We start from the raw sequence: 17,130 nt of genomic DNA, 5'->3' as shown, positions 1-17,130 counted from the left end.
ATTACGGCTCGTGGGGATATTGAGCTTCCTCTCATAACTTATTGATAATTAATCGTCCTGATCCTCTCTGAACTCATCGAGTTGTATATCAAGCGTATGTTGTCGACAAGACAAACAACCTTGATTGGAGAACGCGGTGAAAACCTATACGATTCCGCCCCATTTTAAATTCGGTTCTTGGCTGGAAAACATAAAATAGTGAAACTGTTCGCATTCATTGCTGCACTACTTACCACTCTGTCGTTCAATGCATCTGCTCGTGATTTCTTAAACGCAGAAGACAGAACATTTCTGGACAATCAAAGCACATTAAAAGTCGGTGTACTTGAGGGAGATTGGCTACCTTACTGGGGTGATCTTGCCTCAAAAGAAGGCATCAATATCGAGTATGCAGAAACCATGCTACACGACTTAAACATTGAGGCTGAGTACGTCCCGTATAGAACATTAAATACACTATTCGATGGCTTAGAGAACGGAGAGATAGACCTCACCGTTGGCTTTGTTGCAACCAAAAAGCGCGCAGAACGTTTCCTGTACTCTGATCCGATATTCCACACATTGAGACTGGTTTGGCTGCGTGACAGCGCATTAGAGAATACCCCGCTAGACGAGCTCAAATGGGTGTGTGTACAAGATTCAAGCGCGTGTGATCAGATTGATGTACTTGGCTTTAAGCACGTCCATTCTGTGCGCAATAACATGATGATGACGGCATCGCTTAATAGCGGTGCTGCCGATGCTGCCGTTGTCGGTTTGTCGACGCTGAGCTCTTATGGATTCAAAAACCCGAAAGGTGAACTGACGGGTAAAGTCGTGTACAACAAATCCCTCACTCCGGGAGAAGTAACGATTTTTACCGGAAAAGAATCTACCCAGTTGATGGACATCATCACTAAGTACATCAAACACTCGAAAGAATCGAAACACAGTCGCGTTCACATCGAAGCCAACATCAACATTCTGCACAACGAATTGATGCTAGATATTCTAGAGCAGCAGCAAGGTCATCAGACGGTACGCTACACAATTCAAGATAATGTGTATCCGCTGTCGTATCTCGATCCAAAAACGGGCGAGATAAAAGGCTATGTTCATGATCTGCTTAAGCTGATGGAGCAAAAGAGCATGATCAAGTTCGAATACGTGCCAGCTAATGGGCGCGATGTTGACTTGATGCTGCAAGAGAATCTGGTCGACTTACTGCCTGCGCGCAACATTGCCCTAACCGATAAGAAGCGCTTTATCACGACCAGAACCCTGGGCTACTTGCAGTTTGGTTACATTAAATCGCTCAATTCGAACGCTGAAGAAAACGTGGCCATTTTGGATCGCTCAGGTAACTTTTACCCGCATTTTCTCGATCACTCGGAGTATTCCTCTGCGGAAGTTTATCGTGATTTCGATAACTTGATGGCAGCGTTTGAAGAAGGTGAGATTTCCCATGCTTTTGTTAACCAGAGCCTGATCGACAATCATTATTACGATGGGCAAGGCAAGACGTTTGAAGCGGTTACACCTCCAACGGGTATTCAGCTCAAAGTAAGACTGGGCATGGAGCTAAGAAAAGACTCTGAGTTCTTACGCCGCGTGTTGAACACCGTGTTGAAAATCACCACAGACGCCGAGTTGAAGCAGCTCATGGAGCGTCATGACAAAGTCACCGTCCACTATGGTGTCGACAAAGAAATCGTGGTGATTTGGGCGCTAGTCGGTGTCTGTGCGCTGTTGGTTGCCGTGCTGATTTACATTCTGAGAACCGGGCATCTGACTCGTAAGATCAAGCGTAAAGAATACGAGACCAAAGTACGTCAGCGACAAAACCGATGGTTGTCTTCAGTGCTTGATCATATCCCTAATAAGATTTTGATCTCGGATGATAACCACCAGCAAATCTTAGCCAACAAGCCGTACTTGTCGATGCTGCAACGATGTAATACCGACAGCAACATCACCAATGAACAACGCGAATTGGTTTTGAAGCTAACCAAGGATACGGACTACCCAGTACCGGATGAAATCGTCACCACGCTCTGCTCTCTCGGTAAAAAGCATTACCGAGTAAGAAGGCAGTCTCTCCTTCATCCAGAAGAAGGGACACGCTTCCATATGACGGTGTTTGATGACATCACCGAGCTGAAAAAGAAAGAGTGTGCATTGAAAGCTTCCAACCTCAAAGCCATGCAAGCCATTGAGGCACGAGAGCACTTTCTTGCGGTGATCAGCCATGAACTGAGAACCCCTATCGCTGCCATGCTCGGACTGATGGAACTATTGGAACAAGACCTCGACCGTCCGGAAAGCAAAGAACTACTGAAAAGTGCGATGTTGTCGGCTGAGCGTTTGCAGTTGCACGTAAACGACATTCTCGACTTCTCTAAAGTGGATGCGAACCAGCTTCAGTTGGATGTGCACAGTGGCAATGTTTACGAAGAGCTTGGCTCAAGTTTGCGCAGCTTTGAAAAAGCAGTAGAACAAAAGGCTTTAGCGTTTGAAGTAAATTGGCAACCGACACCTTATGCTTTGGTGAATCTAGACTGGCTGCGCGTTAACCAGATCATCAACAACCTACTGAGTAATGCCGTTAAGTTCACAGACAAAGGCAAGATCAGCGTGAACATTCACGTCCGCGCGAATGAGCTTGTTTTCTCCGTGCAAGACTCCGGATGTGGCATGAGCAAGGCTCAATTGGATGCCCTATTCCAACCATTTGTGCAGGGTGATAAGAGCATCAGCCGTCGTTTTGGGGGCACAGGTCTTGGTATGTCTATTGTGAAAAAACTGGTCGACATCATGAACGGCACGATAGAGGTGAATAGTAAACAAGGCAAAGGGACAGAGATTACCGTGCGTTTGCCAATGACCAGTCAACCTCTCGACCTAACGGGCATGGGACCGATTTACACCGAAGATAAGCAGATACAACGTTGGCTAAATACTTGGCAGGTAACGCTCGATGAGTTTGAACTCAAGCATCATGTCATTGAGCCAGAACCGCACTACTCCAATGTTTATCCTGACCTTATTCAGCAAAAACTGAACACAAGTTCGACGATGCCAAATCATTGGACACAACCGACAACCTGCCAATGGCAAGGTCGAGTTTTAGTGGTTGATGACGACGCCATTAACCGACTGTTGTTTAAGCGCCAGTTTGAAAAGCTTGGTGTGTGTTGCCAATTGGCAGCGAGTGGGAGTGAGGCGATTGAGTTGTTGAAACAGGCTCAAGACGACAATGCTTTCGCGCCAATCAGTTTGATTATTAGTGATTGCCATATGCCGGATCTGGATGGCTATCAACTTACACAAAAACTCAAAGCGAGTAGCGAATTTGCCTCACTGCCCGTCGTGGGTTGTACGGCAGAAAACTCTCGTAATGTGATTGAGAAAGCGGAGCAAAACGGCATGGAGTCGGTCTTGTTCAAGCCCTATAACTTGGACGATCTCAAAACCTTGTGTGAGCAGTATTTGGCGATGTCCTTCTCTAGCGAAACTCAAAGTGACTGGTTGGATGCCTATCACCATGAAGAAAAAGCAGAAATGGCACACGTGGTCTGCGAAGCGCTGAGTAACGACATCGCATTGATTCACTCTGGCGAAGAGAGTCTTAAGTCTGTCGCACACCGAATTAAAGGTTCTGCCGCGGCATTGAATTTGACTCAATTGAAGCACAGTGCCCAGCAGTGTGAAATGCTGATAGGTACAGAGCAAGAACAGCAAGCGCGCACCGCTTTACTTAACGAATTAGAAACCATCATAGCCACCACAAAACAATGGCTAGATTTGAGTGAGAACAACTAATTGAACATTTTGATTGTTGAAGATGACCGACTACAAGCAACCAATCTCAAGATTCTGCTTAATCGTCTTTTTAATGGCTCAATCACCATCGTACATCGAGGTTCTGAGGTCAGCGAAATCTGCACCAACCAAGCTGTAGATTTGATGTTCTGCGACATCGACCTACCCGATATAAATGGCGTGGACTTGCTGTGCACGCTGTCGAAAGAAACGCGCCCAAAAGGTGTGGTGATTTTGAGTGCGATGAATCAGGATGTGGTCGAAATCACTTACAACATGTGTTTGTCGGCAGGCTATGACTTTGTACGCGCACTCACTAAACCGATTTCTTGTGAACAGCTGAGTCAGATATTGACGGCTTTCCAGCAGTACACCATCGAAGAGCAAGTCGTTGCCCTGCCTGTGCTGATGAACACAACAGACATCGATACCGCGTTCCAACAAGGTTGGTTTCATAACTGCTACCAGCCACAATACTCGGTAGTCGATAACCGTTTGGTTGGGCTAGAAGCGTTGGTGCGCTGCTTTCACCCAGAACATGGCGTGTTGGCTCCGGCTCAGTTTTTAAGTGAGATCCAAGCTCGTAATGAGCTGGATAAACTATTTTGGTTGGTTCTAGAAAACGCCTTACGTGATTTGGCTAAACTCAACACCAGCGTGAGTTTGTCCGTCAACATGAACCAGAAAACGCTTAAACAACCGATGAGCGAACGATTTTTCCGTTTGTGCGACCAATACCAGATCGCACCAGAACGAGTGACGTTAGAGCTTACAGAAGATGAGGTCTACGATTCAGACGTGGTTTCGTTAGCCAACCTAGCTAACTTGCGCCTAAGAGGTGTCGGTTTGGCGATTGATGATTTTGGGACGGGTTACTCTTCTCTCAGTCAACTGGCGATTTTGCCGTACACGGAATTGAAGATTGATCGCCAATTCATCAAAAACGCGCTAACCAATTTTAAGAGCCAGCAACTGACCATCTCTAGCTTACAACTGGCAAAGTCACTGGGATTAAAGTCGGTAGCCGAGGGCGTCGAAGACCACGAAACGCTTTACTACCTTCGTCAAATTGGCGTCGACCTGTATCAAGGTTTTGTGCGCAGCCGTCCTGTTCCATTTGAGCAACTGGAAGCTTTGTTCTAATTCAATCTAAGTGGCATATGGTCTGCCCTCGCCGCTTAGATTTTGTTTGATGAATCACTTTGAAATGAATACCAAATCTTTCTCACAATACAATGTGCTCATTGTCGATGATGCGCCTATCGTAGTACTCACATTACGAAACATGCTGACCAAACTTGGTTTCTCTGACAAACGCATTTTCACCGCTCGTCTTGCTAAGGGTGCGATTTCAATCGCCCATCAAGAGCGAATTGATCTGATCATTTGTGACTATAACTTTGGTCGCGGCATGAACGGTAAACAACTCTTTGAAGAGTTAAAACATCTCAAACTCTTGAGCCATGACACGGTGTTTATTCTGGTAACAGGGGAAAGCTCTGCCACTATCGTACGTGCGATCATTGAGCTCAAGCCCGACGAGTACCTACTTAAGCCCTTTAACTCAATCACGTTAAAAGAGCGTATTTCAGGCGCAGTAAAGCGTAAAAATACCTTACAAGCCATCTACGAAGCTGAGTTGAAGAACGATGCTCATGCAGGCTTAGAAGCGTGCGACGAGTTAGCACCCTTCCACCCAGAATACTTCTTCATTATTGAGAAGTTCCGTGCCGATTTCTTAACGCGCCTAAAGCTGCATCACGAAGCCAAAATCGTCTACGAACAAGTCATTGAACGCAAAGACGTTAACTGGGCAAAAATCGGCTTGGCAAACACGCTTGTTTCTCTGGGTGAAAACGACGAAGCACAACGCCTAGTACGTAGCTTGCTAGAAGAGTCTCCAAACAATGTTGAAGTTCGTGAATGTGCCGCGAACTTCAACATGCTTAACCGTGAAGTACCAAGTGCAATCAGACACTTAGAGCTAGCAAACAGCTTGGTTGAAGGCAATTCAGAACGTGAACTGGTGATCGTTAACTTGTGCCTAGCAGAGCACGATTATCACTCAGCATTACAGCACTATCACGCGTACATGGAGATCAACAAAGATACCTATCGCAACAACACCTTCTCTAAGCTGAACTTGATCCGAATTTTGCTTTACTGCGTGCGAAAATTAGAAAGTCGTGAGGATTTGCTGGCTCAGGCAAAAAGCCTGTTTAAATCCATCACTAACGGCCCAGAAAACAAAGCAATTAAGGACGAATTGGATCTGATTGCCGTGCACATTGCGATTGAGGAAAACCAGTACGTTGCAGCATTTAAAGTGCTCAGTGATTTGTATCGTCGTAAGCCTTTCGCTCACTTTTATGCGCAGTTTCATCTCGCTTGGTTATTGCATGAGATGAACTTCGAATCTGAGTTTTCTCAAGCCATAACTTGGTGTTTTGAAAACCTACAAACCGACTCAAGCGATACGATTCTATCGAGTAAAATTGCTCTTGGTCGTTCTTTAGAAACCGACAACGCGGAGCGTCAAGCTTGGATGCAAGAACAGTACAAGAAGATTCGTGCAGCCGAGCAAGATTACCAAGCTTTGATCGACGCATTAATTGAGCTTCAAGCACGTTGTCCGCTGCTAAGAACCGTGTGTATTAACATCATCAAAGTGCTAACACGAGCTTTTCCGAGCAACAAATCGTCATTAGAGGTTGAGCTGCTGATCAAACGCTGCGACAACATTGTGAAGCAATTGGTTTCTAGTGAAGAGCTTGAGAAGAGCGGCTACGACAAGTTTCTTTTTCTGGCTCAAGATCGATGTCAACAGATGTCTGTGGTCAACACCTCACCTACGCAACCAGAACTAACAAGCTAGACAGCAAAAAGGGGCTCGATGCCCCTTTCATTTCGGATTACAGGTTGAAGAAACGATTAATCCAAGTCACCTCACCGAACGCAATCAAATCGTAGATAGTGAAGAACACTGCACAGATAACGGCAAGCTTCACCAATCGAATCGCAATTAACATCATAACTTCCCACTTATCTTCTTGTCTGAGTGTCGTTGATTCTTCGCAGTTTACTGGTTTTCTGAAGAACCACAACGTCCCATAAAGTGAATTTCTTTGTTTATAGAAAATCCAACTTCACAAAATCAAAGTGACACCGGTAATCTTACGCGATAGTGATTAAATAAGTTTAAATTATATTAACTAAGGTTATAAATAGTACAAAATGACTCACGTATTATTCTCAAATCACTTATCGTTGTGACACATCCGTAGCAGGTTCAATAAAAAACTCACCGAGTTGAATATCAAATCAAATGGAGAAGTGCTGTGTTATTTCCATTTTTACTTCTTTTGAATAGCCTTTTCTTCTTACTTATTTGTCTTCAGATTCAAGTTAAAGAAAACGAGCTTAGGTTAGATAAAGAAGATTACTCATTATGGTTAAATGATGAAAAGATCATCAGTTTTCGTAATGGCAGTATAAATTTTCGGTTTATTTCTTATTTATTTGATAACCCAGGACGCCAAATCACTATCTCGGAGCTAGAGCGCAATGTCTTTTTCGACAACAGCATCAACCTTAATAAGGTCATGCGAAATACAGGAATACCCGCAGACATTGCAAAACAACACTTCGAATTAAAGAAAGGACACATTTTAATGCATAAAAAACGGACATCACCCAATCAATGATGTCCGCACGCAAGTACGTGAAATAAAACGGCAAGGTGACGCTACGCAACAATGTGACTATAACGTCCACGCCATTCTCTAATATTATTTTGTGCTCTTTTGTGTCGAGGCTCACTCAGAGAATTTCTGAGAATAAACAAAGACTCTTCGCAAAATAAATAAAAACGTTATTGAGGATTAATAATATGAACAGAAAGAAACTTATCTTCCTATTTTCCCTGTCTTTTTCAGGATGGTTCTTCTCAGGCTTTCTGCTTTATAACTATATGGCAGAACAGCGAGATCATTTAGAAAGTATGGTGAGCGAAAACGCCTATAACATCGTGGCTCAAGCAATTCAGGAAGATAAATCTCAAGAAGACATTATCGCAAGCATGGAGTTTTGGTTCGAAAATAAGTGGACAGCACAAACTGGCTCAGTAACCACGCTTTGCAAATTTGGCAGGGATAAACTCAAACGCATTTTGACTGACGAAGGAGTAACCACAGTATGCCGACTCAATCTTTCACAATAGCCCCACTGACAGTATTAGTAGTAATACTGAGTTTTTCAGGTTGGATAACGTCAGCCTACTTGTACATAGAAACAACAAAACAAACACAGTACATGGCAGAAGCAAAGCTCATTAATGCCTACAATATTCTCTCAGGCGCCCTCGGCTCGGCCTCCTCAGAGAGTGAATTGCACAACATTATCAATGACTGGAGAGTTAAAGGTTGGAGCGCGCAAACAGGATCGCTCACAACCATTTGCGACAACAACGCTGCACTATTGGTAAATCTAAACCCAGTAATAGATGAACCAGTCTCAGAACACATCTGCCAAACCAATGAACAATACATGCATAGACCTTAAAACAATAGTAGTTTCAAAAGCTTGAGATAGGCGGTTATCAATGAAAAACAACCTATCTCAAAGCGCTCAGAGAAGCGTGATAAGTTTCAACGGCCCTCTTTCACTCAAAATTCTGTACAGTGAATTCTTTGACGTTATTAAACGTTGTTTAATTCCCTTCTCCCTCCCTCTCGTATCTATACTTTAAATAGTGTTTTGATAAGTCCCAGTGGTAACACAAGGAGGGCTGTATGAAACAGATACGATTGTGGCTTCTTCCTCTACTCTTGTTTGCCAGCCAAGCGCTAGCGAGCACCGTTTGGGTATTGCCAGTCAAAGGCGCGATTGGTCCTGCTCTGAGTGATTATCTGTCGCGAGAGATTGAAGAGGCTCAGCAAAACGGCGTCGACCTCATCATTCTAAAAATGGATACCCCCGGCGGACTTGATAGCTCAATGAGAGACATCATTCACGCCATCACAACCTCTTCAGTACCCATTGCAACTTGGGTTGGTCCGTCAGGCTCTCGGGCAGCTAGCGCTGGCACCTACATTCTGCTGGCCAGTCATGTTGCAGCGATGGCAGAAGCCACCAATTTAGGCTCAGCTACGCCTGTTTCACTTGGCGGCGCACCACAGCAACCTTCTAGTGCCGACGGCAAAGACAATGACGAATCGAATGATGAATCATCAGGTAAAAACTCCGATAAAGTACCCGCCAAAACCGCAATGGAAAAGAAAGTCATTAATGACGCCAGAGCATACATCAAAGGTTTGGCTCGCTTGCATGGCAGAAATGCCGAGTGGGCAGAGAAAGCCGTCAACGAAGCTGCAAACATAGACGCTTCAGAAGCGCTAGAGTTAAACGTTATTGATTACATTGCTAACTCGCCCGAAGACTTGGTCATCGCAATCAATGACACAGAGGTCAAAGTGAACGGCAAGCCGTATAAGCTGGCGTTAGATAACCCAACGTGGGTAGAGCGCGTCCCAGACTGGCGTGCAGAAATGTTGGCGGTGATCACCAATCCCAACGTAGCTTACATCCTGATGCTGATTGGTATCTACGGTCTGTTATTAGAGTTCTACAACCCTGGCATCGGCTTACCAGGTGTGCTCGGTGGGATATGTTTGTTACTCGCCATGTATGCCCTACAAATGATGCCAGTGAATTACGTTGGTTTAGGGTTACTGCTGCTCGGTATTGCTCTGATGATTGCTGAGGCCTTTAACCCGAGCTTTGGCATACTCGGCTTAGGTGGTGTCGTTGCGTTTGTTCTCGGCTCCATCTTCCTGATGGACAGCGACATCCCCGGCTTCCAAATCGCTCTGCCATTAATCATTGGTATCGCTGTTTTCTCTGCTGGCTTAATCGTTATTACCGTTGGCTTGCTTCTTAAAATTCGCAGTAAAAAAGCCACCACCGGACTCGAAACCTACCCGGGCAAACTCGCCGTTGTGAGCGATGATTTTGTCGATGGAACTGGGCTTGTTCAACTGGATGGTGCTTTGTGGCAAGCCAAAGCTGATGCGCAACTCAAACAAGGAGACCACGTCACCGTGGTAACCATAAAAGGGTTGACCCTAACCGTGAAACCCAGTGACCGCCCTAAGGAATAGGAGGCGCTTATGATGCTCTACACTGTTGCCGTTATCATTGTTTTATTGGTTGCACTGGCAACGCAAATGTTCAAGGTGCTGCGTGAGTACGAGCGCGGCGTGGTGTTCTTCCTCGGTCGTTTCCAAGAAGTAAAAGGACCGGGCTTGATCATCTTAATTCCTTTCATTCAACAAATGGTTAGGGTCGATTTACGTACCATTGTTTTGGATGTTCCGACTCAAGATTTGATCACCCGTGACAACGTATCGGTCAGAGTTAATGCCGTGGTTTACTTCCGAGTTGTCGACCCACAAATGGCAATCAACAATATTGAAAGCTACAGCGATGCCACCAGCCAGTTAGCACAGACAACGTTACGTTCTGTACTTGGTCAGCATGAATTGGATGAGTTGCTTTCTGAACGTGAACGCCTCAACAAAGATCTGCAATCCATTCTCGACCAGCAAACTGACGATTGGGGTATCAAGATCGCAACGGTTGAAGTGAAACATGTCGATCTTAACGACAGCATGGTGCGCGCCCTCGCCCGCCAAGCCGAAGCCGAGCGTAACCGCCGAGCGAAGATCATCCACGCAACTGGTGAGTTGGAAGCTTCCAACAAGCTAAAAGAAGCGGCAGAAATGCTCAACGAAGCACCTAACGCCTTACAGCTTCGATACATGCAGACGCTCACTGAAATCACCACAGACAAGACATCAACCATTATCTTCCCGATGCCGATTAATCTCGTCGAAGCAGTCTCCGATATCGCCAAGGCTGTGAAGAAGAATCAGGGAGAGTCGGAAGAAGGGAACGAGTAAGCCTAGCAGTCGCTATAGAGGCAAGTAGAAAAAGGAAAAAGAAAAAAGGGAGTAGCTGTGTTCTACTCCCTTTACGAATTCAACATTGATTGAAATTATGCGTCGGAACACTCTTTCTTCATAATTTCCAACCCCGTCTCAAAGCAGTGACGCCACGCGTACTCGACCCTTTCATCAAAGTCAGGATCACATTGGGCGACGGTTTCTAACAGGCTTTCAAACCAGACATCGATATCTTCAGGGGCTACGCCTATATTGTTGTGTCCGTGCTTATTGCCGTATTTCCTCATCATGTCACGAGCGTCTGTTGAGGTATCCGCCATCATCACAAACACAATAGATCCTTTAAGCATCCGGATTTGTTTTTTCATGTCCACGCCATCGAACTTTTGTCTGAAGTTTTCACCTTTCGACCAAAAGTTCTCATAGAACAAATCAAAGAAGTCCTCATGGATTACGCAGCGTTCGTAGCTGTCGTTAAATACCTCGATTACGTTCATACCCTAGCCTCCAACCAACTTATCTATTTTCATTATGAATGTAATTTGATAATCCTACCAAGCTCGTTGGTGGTTTCTGAACGTCGGCGTACGGAGAATGCCAACCTGCCTTTTAGGCGTTCAAATTCGATTTTCAATAAAAAATAGAAAGTGATTTAAACGAAACACGTATTATCAATTCGATAAAAGTCGATATTATGGACTCACTTTCGAGGTACGCATGGTTGTCGATGCTAAGCGCATCCTCATTTGTCTAATAATATTAAGAGGATATAAACGTGTCTCATCAAATCATTACAGACCTAAACAACCGTTACACAGCTAAAAAATACGACGAAGAGAAACGCATCTCTCAAGAAGATATGGCAATCATCAAAGAAGCAATCCGCCTATCTGCGTCTTCTATCAACTCTCAGCCTTGGAAATTCATCGTAATTGAGAGCGACGAAGCGAAACAGCGTTTCCATGACACGTTTGCTAACATGCACCAGTTCAACCAACCGCACGCTAAAGCAGCATCTCACACTATTCTGCTAGCGTACGATCCAAAATTCACTAAAGAGAAATTCGCGAAGCGTGTTGATGCTGAAGTAACTTCTGGTCACCTACCAGCAGACATGTACGACATGTTCATGGGTGCTTACGCATTTGCTGAAGCAAACACAGATGAGAACGGCTACAACGGCGGCTGGACTAAAGCGCAAGTTTACATCGCACTTGGTAACCTACTGCACACACTAGCGCGTCTAGGTATCGACTCTACTCCAATGGAAGGTGTTGACCCAACACTGATCGGCGAAGAGTTCAAAGCAGAACTAGACGGTCACGTATGTGAAGTTGCACTAGCAATCGGCTACCACAAAGACGGCGAAGACTACAACCACGGTCTACCAAAAGCACGTCTAAACATGGATGACGTAATTACTACTCTTTAATGAGTATCGTCTCCTAGCTCTTTGGTTCCTAGCCTAGAGCTTAGCTATCTAAATCATTGTTCAAATTGAAAGAGCCGTACTTCTTAGTGTCTTAGTCTAAGAGTACGGCTCTTTTTTTGTTTTGCTGAGGGGAATCAACAAACGTTTTGAGGTAAGAGACAGCTACGCCACTTGCTTGGACTTAAAATTACCAAGCAGCGCGTCATACAATTCATTGTCACTCAGTACGCCCACTAGCTTGTTCTCTTCTACTAGCAAGATAGGTTGATTACTGCGTTGCTTCAGTTCAATCGCCTCACGCATGCTGATATCTGGATTAGCTTGAACGACTGTGCTTTCGCCGATGTCGTCGAGTGTGGTTGAATCGTTTTCCCAATTCACCAATGACTTATCGGAATCCACCAGCGTGACGCCTTTCGGCTCTTGCTCTATCCAAATCTGCTTATCTGCACACACCAACACACGGTCATTATGCTGCTTAAGCTCGGTGCTGGCTTGCATCAATGAACGACCTTTCAAGACATTGAGCGGATTCGTGTGAGCCACAAAGTCCGCCACATAGTCGTTTTCTGGCGCAAGGATGATTTGCTCAGGCTTGCCGTGTTGAATCAGTTTGCCCGATTCCATAATGGCGATGTTGTTACCGATTTTCAGCGCTTCATCTAAGTCATGGCTCACAAACAAGATCGTCTTGTTGAGCTTCTCTTGCAGTTGAATCAATTCATCTTGAAGCTGAGCGCGAATCAGTGGGTCGAGCGCAGAAAACGGTTCATCCATGAGTAGGATGTCGGTATCCATAGCAAAGGCGCGAGCTAAACCAACACGCTGCTGCATACCGCCGGAAAGCTCATGTGGGAACTTACTCTCCCACTCGCTTAGCCCAACCATTTCTAGTTGCTCGCGTGCTTTTTTACGACGTTCCGCTTTGCCAATGCCCTGCATCTCAAGACCAAACGCCACGTTGTCCAATACCGTTAACCACGGCATAAGCGCAAACTTTTGGAACACCATCGACACGCGATGAGTACGCAAGTTACGCAGAGTCTGCTCGTCACATTTAGCAAGCTCTACCATGTCGTCGCCATCTTTGATTTTGAGTGAGCCACGAGAGATCTCATTTAGACCATTAACGGCACGAAGCAAACTGGATTTACCCGAACCAGAAAGTCCCATCAATACACAGATCTCACCTTGTTTGACGCTCATTGAGACTTTATCAACACCAACCACTTGTCCGGTCTCATCAATGATCTCTTGACGAGACTTGCCTTGGTCTAATAGCGCTAATGCTTGCTCTTGCTGCTGACCAAACACAACGTCGAGGTTTTCAATCGTAATTGCATCCATGTTATGCCTCCTTCTGGTTTGGCGCTTTGCACAAACGGTCGAGAATAATCGCGACCAAAACAATCGCTAAACCCGCTTCAAAGCCTTGAGAAATGTTCACGGTATTCAGAGCTCGTACGACTGGTTTCCCCAAGCCATCGGCACCGACTAGCGCAGCAATCACTACCATAGAAAGTGACAACATGATGCATTGGGTCACACCCGCCATAATGCTTGGCAATGCTGCTGGGAGTTCGACTTTGAATAGCAATTTCATGCGGCTTGCACCAAATGCCTTACCCGCTTCAATCAGCTCTTCTGGCACTTTGGTGATACCAAGGTAAGTCAGACGAATCGGCGCGGCGATGGCAAAGATAATGGTAGAAATCAGCCCCGGAACGATACCTAAACCAAACAGAACCAATGTTGGGATCAGGTACACAAACGTTGGTACGGTCTGCATTAAATCAAGTATCGGGCGCAATAAGGTATACAACCACGGGCGATGCGCCGCCATGATGCCAAGGGGCACGCCAATTAATACGGAAATCGTTGTCGCAGCGAAGACGAGAACAAAGGTTTCCAGCATTTCTTGCCAGTAGCCGAGGTTGAGGATAGTCAGCAGCGCCAGCACGATAAACACGACTAAAGGAATGCTGCGGTGTAGGAACCACGCAATCGCTGCGGTCATGATAATAGGTGCTGCCGGGGGCATCCATTTGAAAATATCCACCACGAATAGAATGATGGTTTCGAGAAAAATAGAAATAGCATCAAAGAAACCCGACGCGTTCATGGTTAACCAATCTACGCCTGTTTCCATCCATTCGCCCAACGGAAGTTTGTTGTCCGTAATAAAATTCACAATAAAACCTTTGTGTTAAAAGGTGGGCATCACTACCCACCTTTTCCTAAAGAGAGGAATGATTAAGCGTTTGTTTTTAGGTAAGAAGTAATCGCTTGTTTTGCGTCTTTGCCGTCCAGCGTCTTAACGCCTTCTAGCCACGCTTCAAATTGTTGTGGGTTAGCGTTCAACCATTCTTGCGCTGCTTTCGCTGGCTTTTGTTTTTGGTTTAGAATCGCTTCCATCAACTGGTTTTCCATCTCTAGGCTGAACTCTAGATTCTTAAGCAGTTGCCCCACGTTTTGACACTCAGATAGGTAGTCTTGGCGCACGTTGGTGTAAACATTTGCACCGCCGTAGTTAGGTCCAAAGAAGTCGTCACCGCCAGATAGATATTCCATCTCAACATTGCTGTTCATTGGGTGCGGAGCCCAACCTAGGTAAACGATCCATTGGTTACGGCGCACTGCGCGAGACACTTGAGAGACCATGCCCGCTTCGCTTGATTCCACTAGGCTGAAGTCTTTCAAGCCGAATGCATCGCTGTCGATCATATCTTGGATAAGGCGGTTGCCATCGTTACCCGGCTCAATGCCGTAGATGCGGTCTTTAAATTTGTCGGCATGTTTTGCCAAGTCAGCAAAACTTTTCACGCCTGCGTCATACACATACTTCGGTACTGCTAGCGTATATTTCGCGCCCTCTAGGTTTGCACGAACGGTTTCCACTGTGCCAGCTTCACGATATTTGGCGATATCGCCTTCCATGGTTGGCATCCAGTTACCTAGGAATACGTCAATGTCGCCGTTTGCCATTGAAGAGTACGTCACAGGTACAGACAGAAGGTCAGTCTTGGTTTTGTAGCCCAAGCCTTTGAGCAGTTCAGAGGTAACAGCAGTGGTTGCGGTAATGTCTGTCCAGCCTACATCGGCAAATCGAACGGTTTCACATTGGTTAGCATAAGCACCTGTCGCAACTGCGCTCAGTGCGATAGATGAAAAGATTTTTGTCATCGTAGACATGTTTAAATTCCTTGTAATGATTACTGACTTTATGAGATTGAGCTTAAGTCTCTTTGTGGCGGACGCATTCTTTGCGTCTCTTGCCAGTTCGGAGCAATCCAAACCGGTGTATTATTCGATTCTTCGAGTATGTTCCCCAAGATCATGTCCGCGGCACGCTCTGCGACCATGATGGTTGGCGCGTTTAAGTTGCCATTCGGAATGGTTGGGAAGATGGATGAATCCACCACGCGCAAGCCTTCAATGCCGCGCACTTGGCAGGCTTCATTCAGAACGGCCATTGGGTCATCGTCTGCGCCCATTTTGCAGCTACACGATGGATGGTAAGCACTTTCTACATTTTGCTTCACCCATTCATCAATCGCCTCATCGCTGGTGATGTTAAGACCCGGTTGGATCTCTTCACCGCGAAACGCATCCATTGCTGGTTGATTGAGGATTTCACGCGTTAAACGAATACAGTCTCGCCAATCCTGCTTGTCTTGTTCCGTCGAGATGTAATTGAACTCGATCTTTGGTTTGTCATTTGGGTTGGCAGAAACCACTTCAACGCTACCGCGACTCTCTGGCTTGTTTGGACCAACATGCACTTGGAAGCCGTGACCATCAAATGCAGCACGCCCGTCATAACGCATTGCTGCGGGTAGGAAGTGATATTGAATGTTTGGCGATTTCAAGCCTTCACGAGAACGGATGAATGCGCACGATTCAAAGTGGTTGGTTGCGCCCAGACCTTTGCGCGTCAAAATCCACTCCGTGCCAATCAAACCTTTGCTGATCAAACCTAACTTGCTGTTGAGCGTGATCGGCTGTTTACAGTGGTACTGGAAATACACTTCAAGGTGGTCTTGAAGGTTCTTACCCACGCCTTCTAGTGCGTGTTTCACTTCAATGCCCGCTTTTTCAAGCACAGTCTTAGGACCAATACCCGAGAGTTGCAGCAGTTGTACCGAGCCGATAGAACCCGCGCTCGACACCACTTCTTTGTTAGCAAAGCACTGTTTGATTTTGCCAGATTGTTCAAACTCAATGCCGACCGCTTTCTTGCCTTCAAGCAAAATGCGATGAGCGGTCACGCCTTTCATCAAGGTGAAATTACTGCGCTTTTTTGCACGGCTTAAGTAAGCGTTAGAGGTAGAAGCGCGCACGCCTTTGTCTACCGTCATGTGCATCGGACCGAAGCCCTCTTGCTGATAACCGTTGTAATCTTGTGTTTCTGGGTAACCTGCATCTTTACCCGCTTCAATAAACGCTTGGTAAAGTGGATTCAGCTTCATATCATTGCCGTTACACGTCCCAACAGGACCACTATCGCCACGGTATTCGTCTGCGCCGCCTGTCCACGTTTCCGCTTTACGGAAATACGGCAGACAAGCTTGGTAGTTCCAGCCTTTTGCGCCTTCTGCCTCCCATTCGTCAAAGTCACAAGCATGACCACGAACGTAAACCATACCGTTAATCGAAGAGCTTCCGCCTAACACTTTGCCGCGTGGACAATGCAGTTGGCGTCCGTCCAGTCCATCTTCCGCAACAGTTTCGAACTGCCATGCGTACTTTTCGGTGTTCATTGGGTAAGACAGCGCCGTTGGCATTTGGATGAAGATGCTCTTGTCTGAGCCACCCGCTTCCAGCAGTAAGACTTGGTGCTGACCGCTTTCACTCAGACGATCCGCCAAGACACAGCCTGCCGAACCAGCACCGACGATGATGTAATCGTAGTGTTGTTGCATTACAAATCCTCCT

General features: G+C 45.9%; 14 protein-coding genes. 9 read left to right on the top strand and 5 right to left on the bottom strand.

Going from position 1 to position 17,130, the window contains the following annotated elements; genetic code table 11:
• The first annotated feature begins 198 nt into the window (after window positions 1-198).
• The 8 genes from H735_RS24960 (at window position 199) to H735_RS24920 (ending at window position 10,760) form a co-directional block, all read left to right on the top strand.
• Complete coding sequence (locus tag H735_RS24960; RefSeq protein ID WP_020195970.1) at window positions 199-3,801, top strand: ATP-binding protein; 3,603 nt, start codon at window positions 199-201, stop codon at window positions 3,799-3,801.
• A complete protein-coding gene (locus tag H735_RS24955; protein WP_020195971.1) occupies window positions 3,802-4,944 on the top strand; it encodes an EAL domain-containing response regulator in 1,143 nt (380 codons plus the stop codon).
• 64 nt (window positions 4,945-5,008) lie between these two features.
• On the top strand, window positions 5,009-6,676 hold the full coding sequence (locus H735_RS24950) for a response regulator (protein WP_173400253.1): 1,668 nt from the start codon (window positions 5,009-5,011) through the stop codon (window positions 6,674-6,676).
• A gap of 463 nt (window positions 6,677-7,139) precedes the next feature.
• The gene (locus H735_RS24940) at window positions 7,140-7,505 is read left to right on the top strand and encodes a hypothetical protein (RefSeq protein ID WP_020195973.1); all 366 of its coding nucleotides are present in this window, start codon (window positions 7,140-7,142) and stop codon (window positions 7,503-7,505) included.
• A gap of 185 nt (window positions 7,506-7,690) precedes the next feature.
• On the top strand, window positions 7,691-8,020 hold the full coding sequence (locus tag H735_RS24935; RefSeq protein WP_020195974.1) for a hypothetical protein: 330 nt from the start codon (window positions 7,691-7,693) through the stop codon (window positions 8,018-8,020).
• Window positions 7,996-8,361 (top strand): hypothetical protein, encoded by a 366-nt coding sequence (locus H735_RS24930; protein ID WP_020195975.1) that lies wholly within the window; start codon window positions 7,996-7,998, stop codon window positions 8,359-8,361. Before H735_RS24935 ends, H735_RS24930 begins: the two co-directional genes overlap by 25 nt.
• 230 nt (window positions 8,362-8,591) lie before the next feature.
• Window positions 8,592-9,959, top strand: a complete 1,368-nt coding sequence (locus H735_RS24925; RefSeq protein WP_020195976.1) for an NfeD family protein — start codon at window positions 8,592-8,594, stop codon at window positions 9,957-9,959.
• 9 nt (window positions 9,960-9,968) lie between these two features.
• Window positions 9,969-10,760, top strand: a complete 792-nt coding sequence (locus H735_RS24920) for a slipin family protein (protein ID WP_020195977.1) — start codon at window positions 9,969-9,971, stop codon at window positions 10,758-10,760.
• 95 nt (window positions 10,761-10,855) lie between these two features.
• Here H735_RS24920 and H735_RS24915 read toward each other — a convergent pair whose 3' ends face one another.
• Window positions 10,856-11,260, bottom strand: a complete 405-nt coding sequence (locus tag H735_RS24915) for a globin family protein (RefSeq protein ID WP_020195978.1) — start codon at window positions 11,258-11,260, stop codon at window positions 10,856-10,858.
• Between the two features lie 278 nt (window positions 11,261-11,538).
• On the opposite strand from H735_RS24915, the gene H735_RS24910 reads away from it, so the two are divergent.
• Window positions 11,539-12,195, top strand: a complete 657-nt coding sequence (locus H735_RS24910) for an NAD(P)H-dependent oxidoreductase (protein WP_005435698.1) — start codon at window positions 11,539-11,541, stop codon at window positions 12,193-12,195.
• A gap of 162 nt (window positions 12,196-12,357) precedes the next feature.
• Here the strand turns inward: H735_RS24910 and choV are convergent, their stop codons facing one another.
• From choV to betA, 4 genes are all read right to left on the bottom strand, one after another.
• Window positions 12,358-13,542, bottom strand: a complete 1,185-nt coding sequence (gene choV / locus H735_RS24905) for a choline ABC transporter ATP-binding protein (RefSeq protein WP_020195979.1) — start codon at window positions 13,540-13,542, stop codon at window positions 12,358-12,360.
• Window position 13,543: 1 nt separating this feature from the next.
• The gene (gene choW / locus H735_RS24900; RefSeq protein ID WP_005425967.1) at window positions 13,544-14,386 is read right to left on the bottom strand and encodes a choline ABC transporter permease subunit; all 843 of its coding nucleotides are present in this window, start codon (window positions 14,384-14,386) and stop codon (window positions 13,544-13,546) included.
• A gap of 62 nt (window positions 14,387-14,448) precedes the next feature.
• On the bottom strand, window positions 14,449-15,387 hold the full coding sequence (locus H735_RS24895) for a choline ABC transporter substrate-binding protein (RefSeq protein WP_005425881.1): 939 nt from the start codon (window positions 15,385-15,387) through the stop codon (window positions 14,449-14,451).
• A gap of 29 nt (window positions 15,388-15,416) precedes the next feature.
• Complete coding sequence (gene betA, locus H735_RS24890) at window positions 15,417-17,117, bottom strand: choline dehydrogenase (protein ID WP_020195980.1); 1,701 nt, start codon at window positions 17,115-17,117, stop codon at window positions 15,417-15,419.
• Between the last annotated feature and the right edge of the window lie 13 nt (window positions 17,118-17,130).

Origin of the sequence: Vibrio owensii CAIM 1854 = LMG 25443 (assembly GCF_000817815.1) — a bacterium.
In the GTDB taxonomy this organism is placed as follows: Bacteria; Pseudomonadota; Gammaproteobacteria; order Enterobacterales; family Vibrionaceae; genus Vibrio; species Vibrio owensii.
The sequence above is the reverse complement of the archived record's forward strand: the minus strand, read 5'-3'. Positions and strand labels throughout refer to the sequence as shown.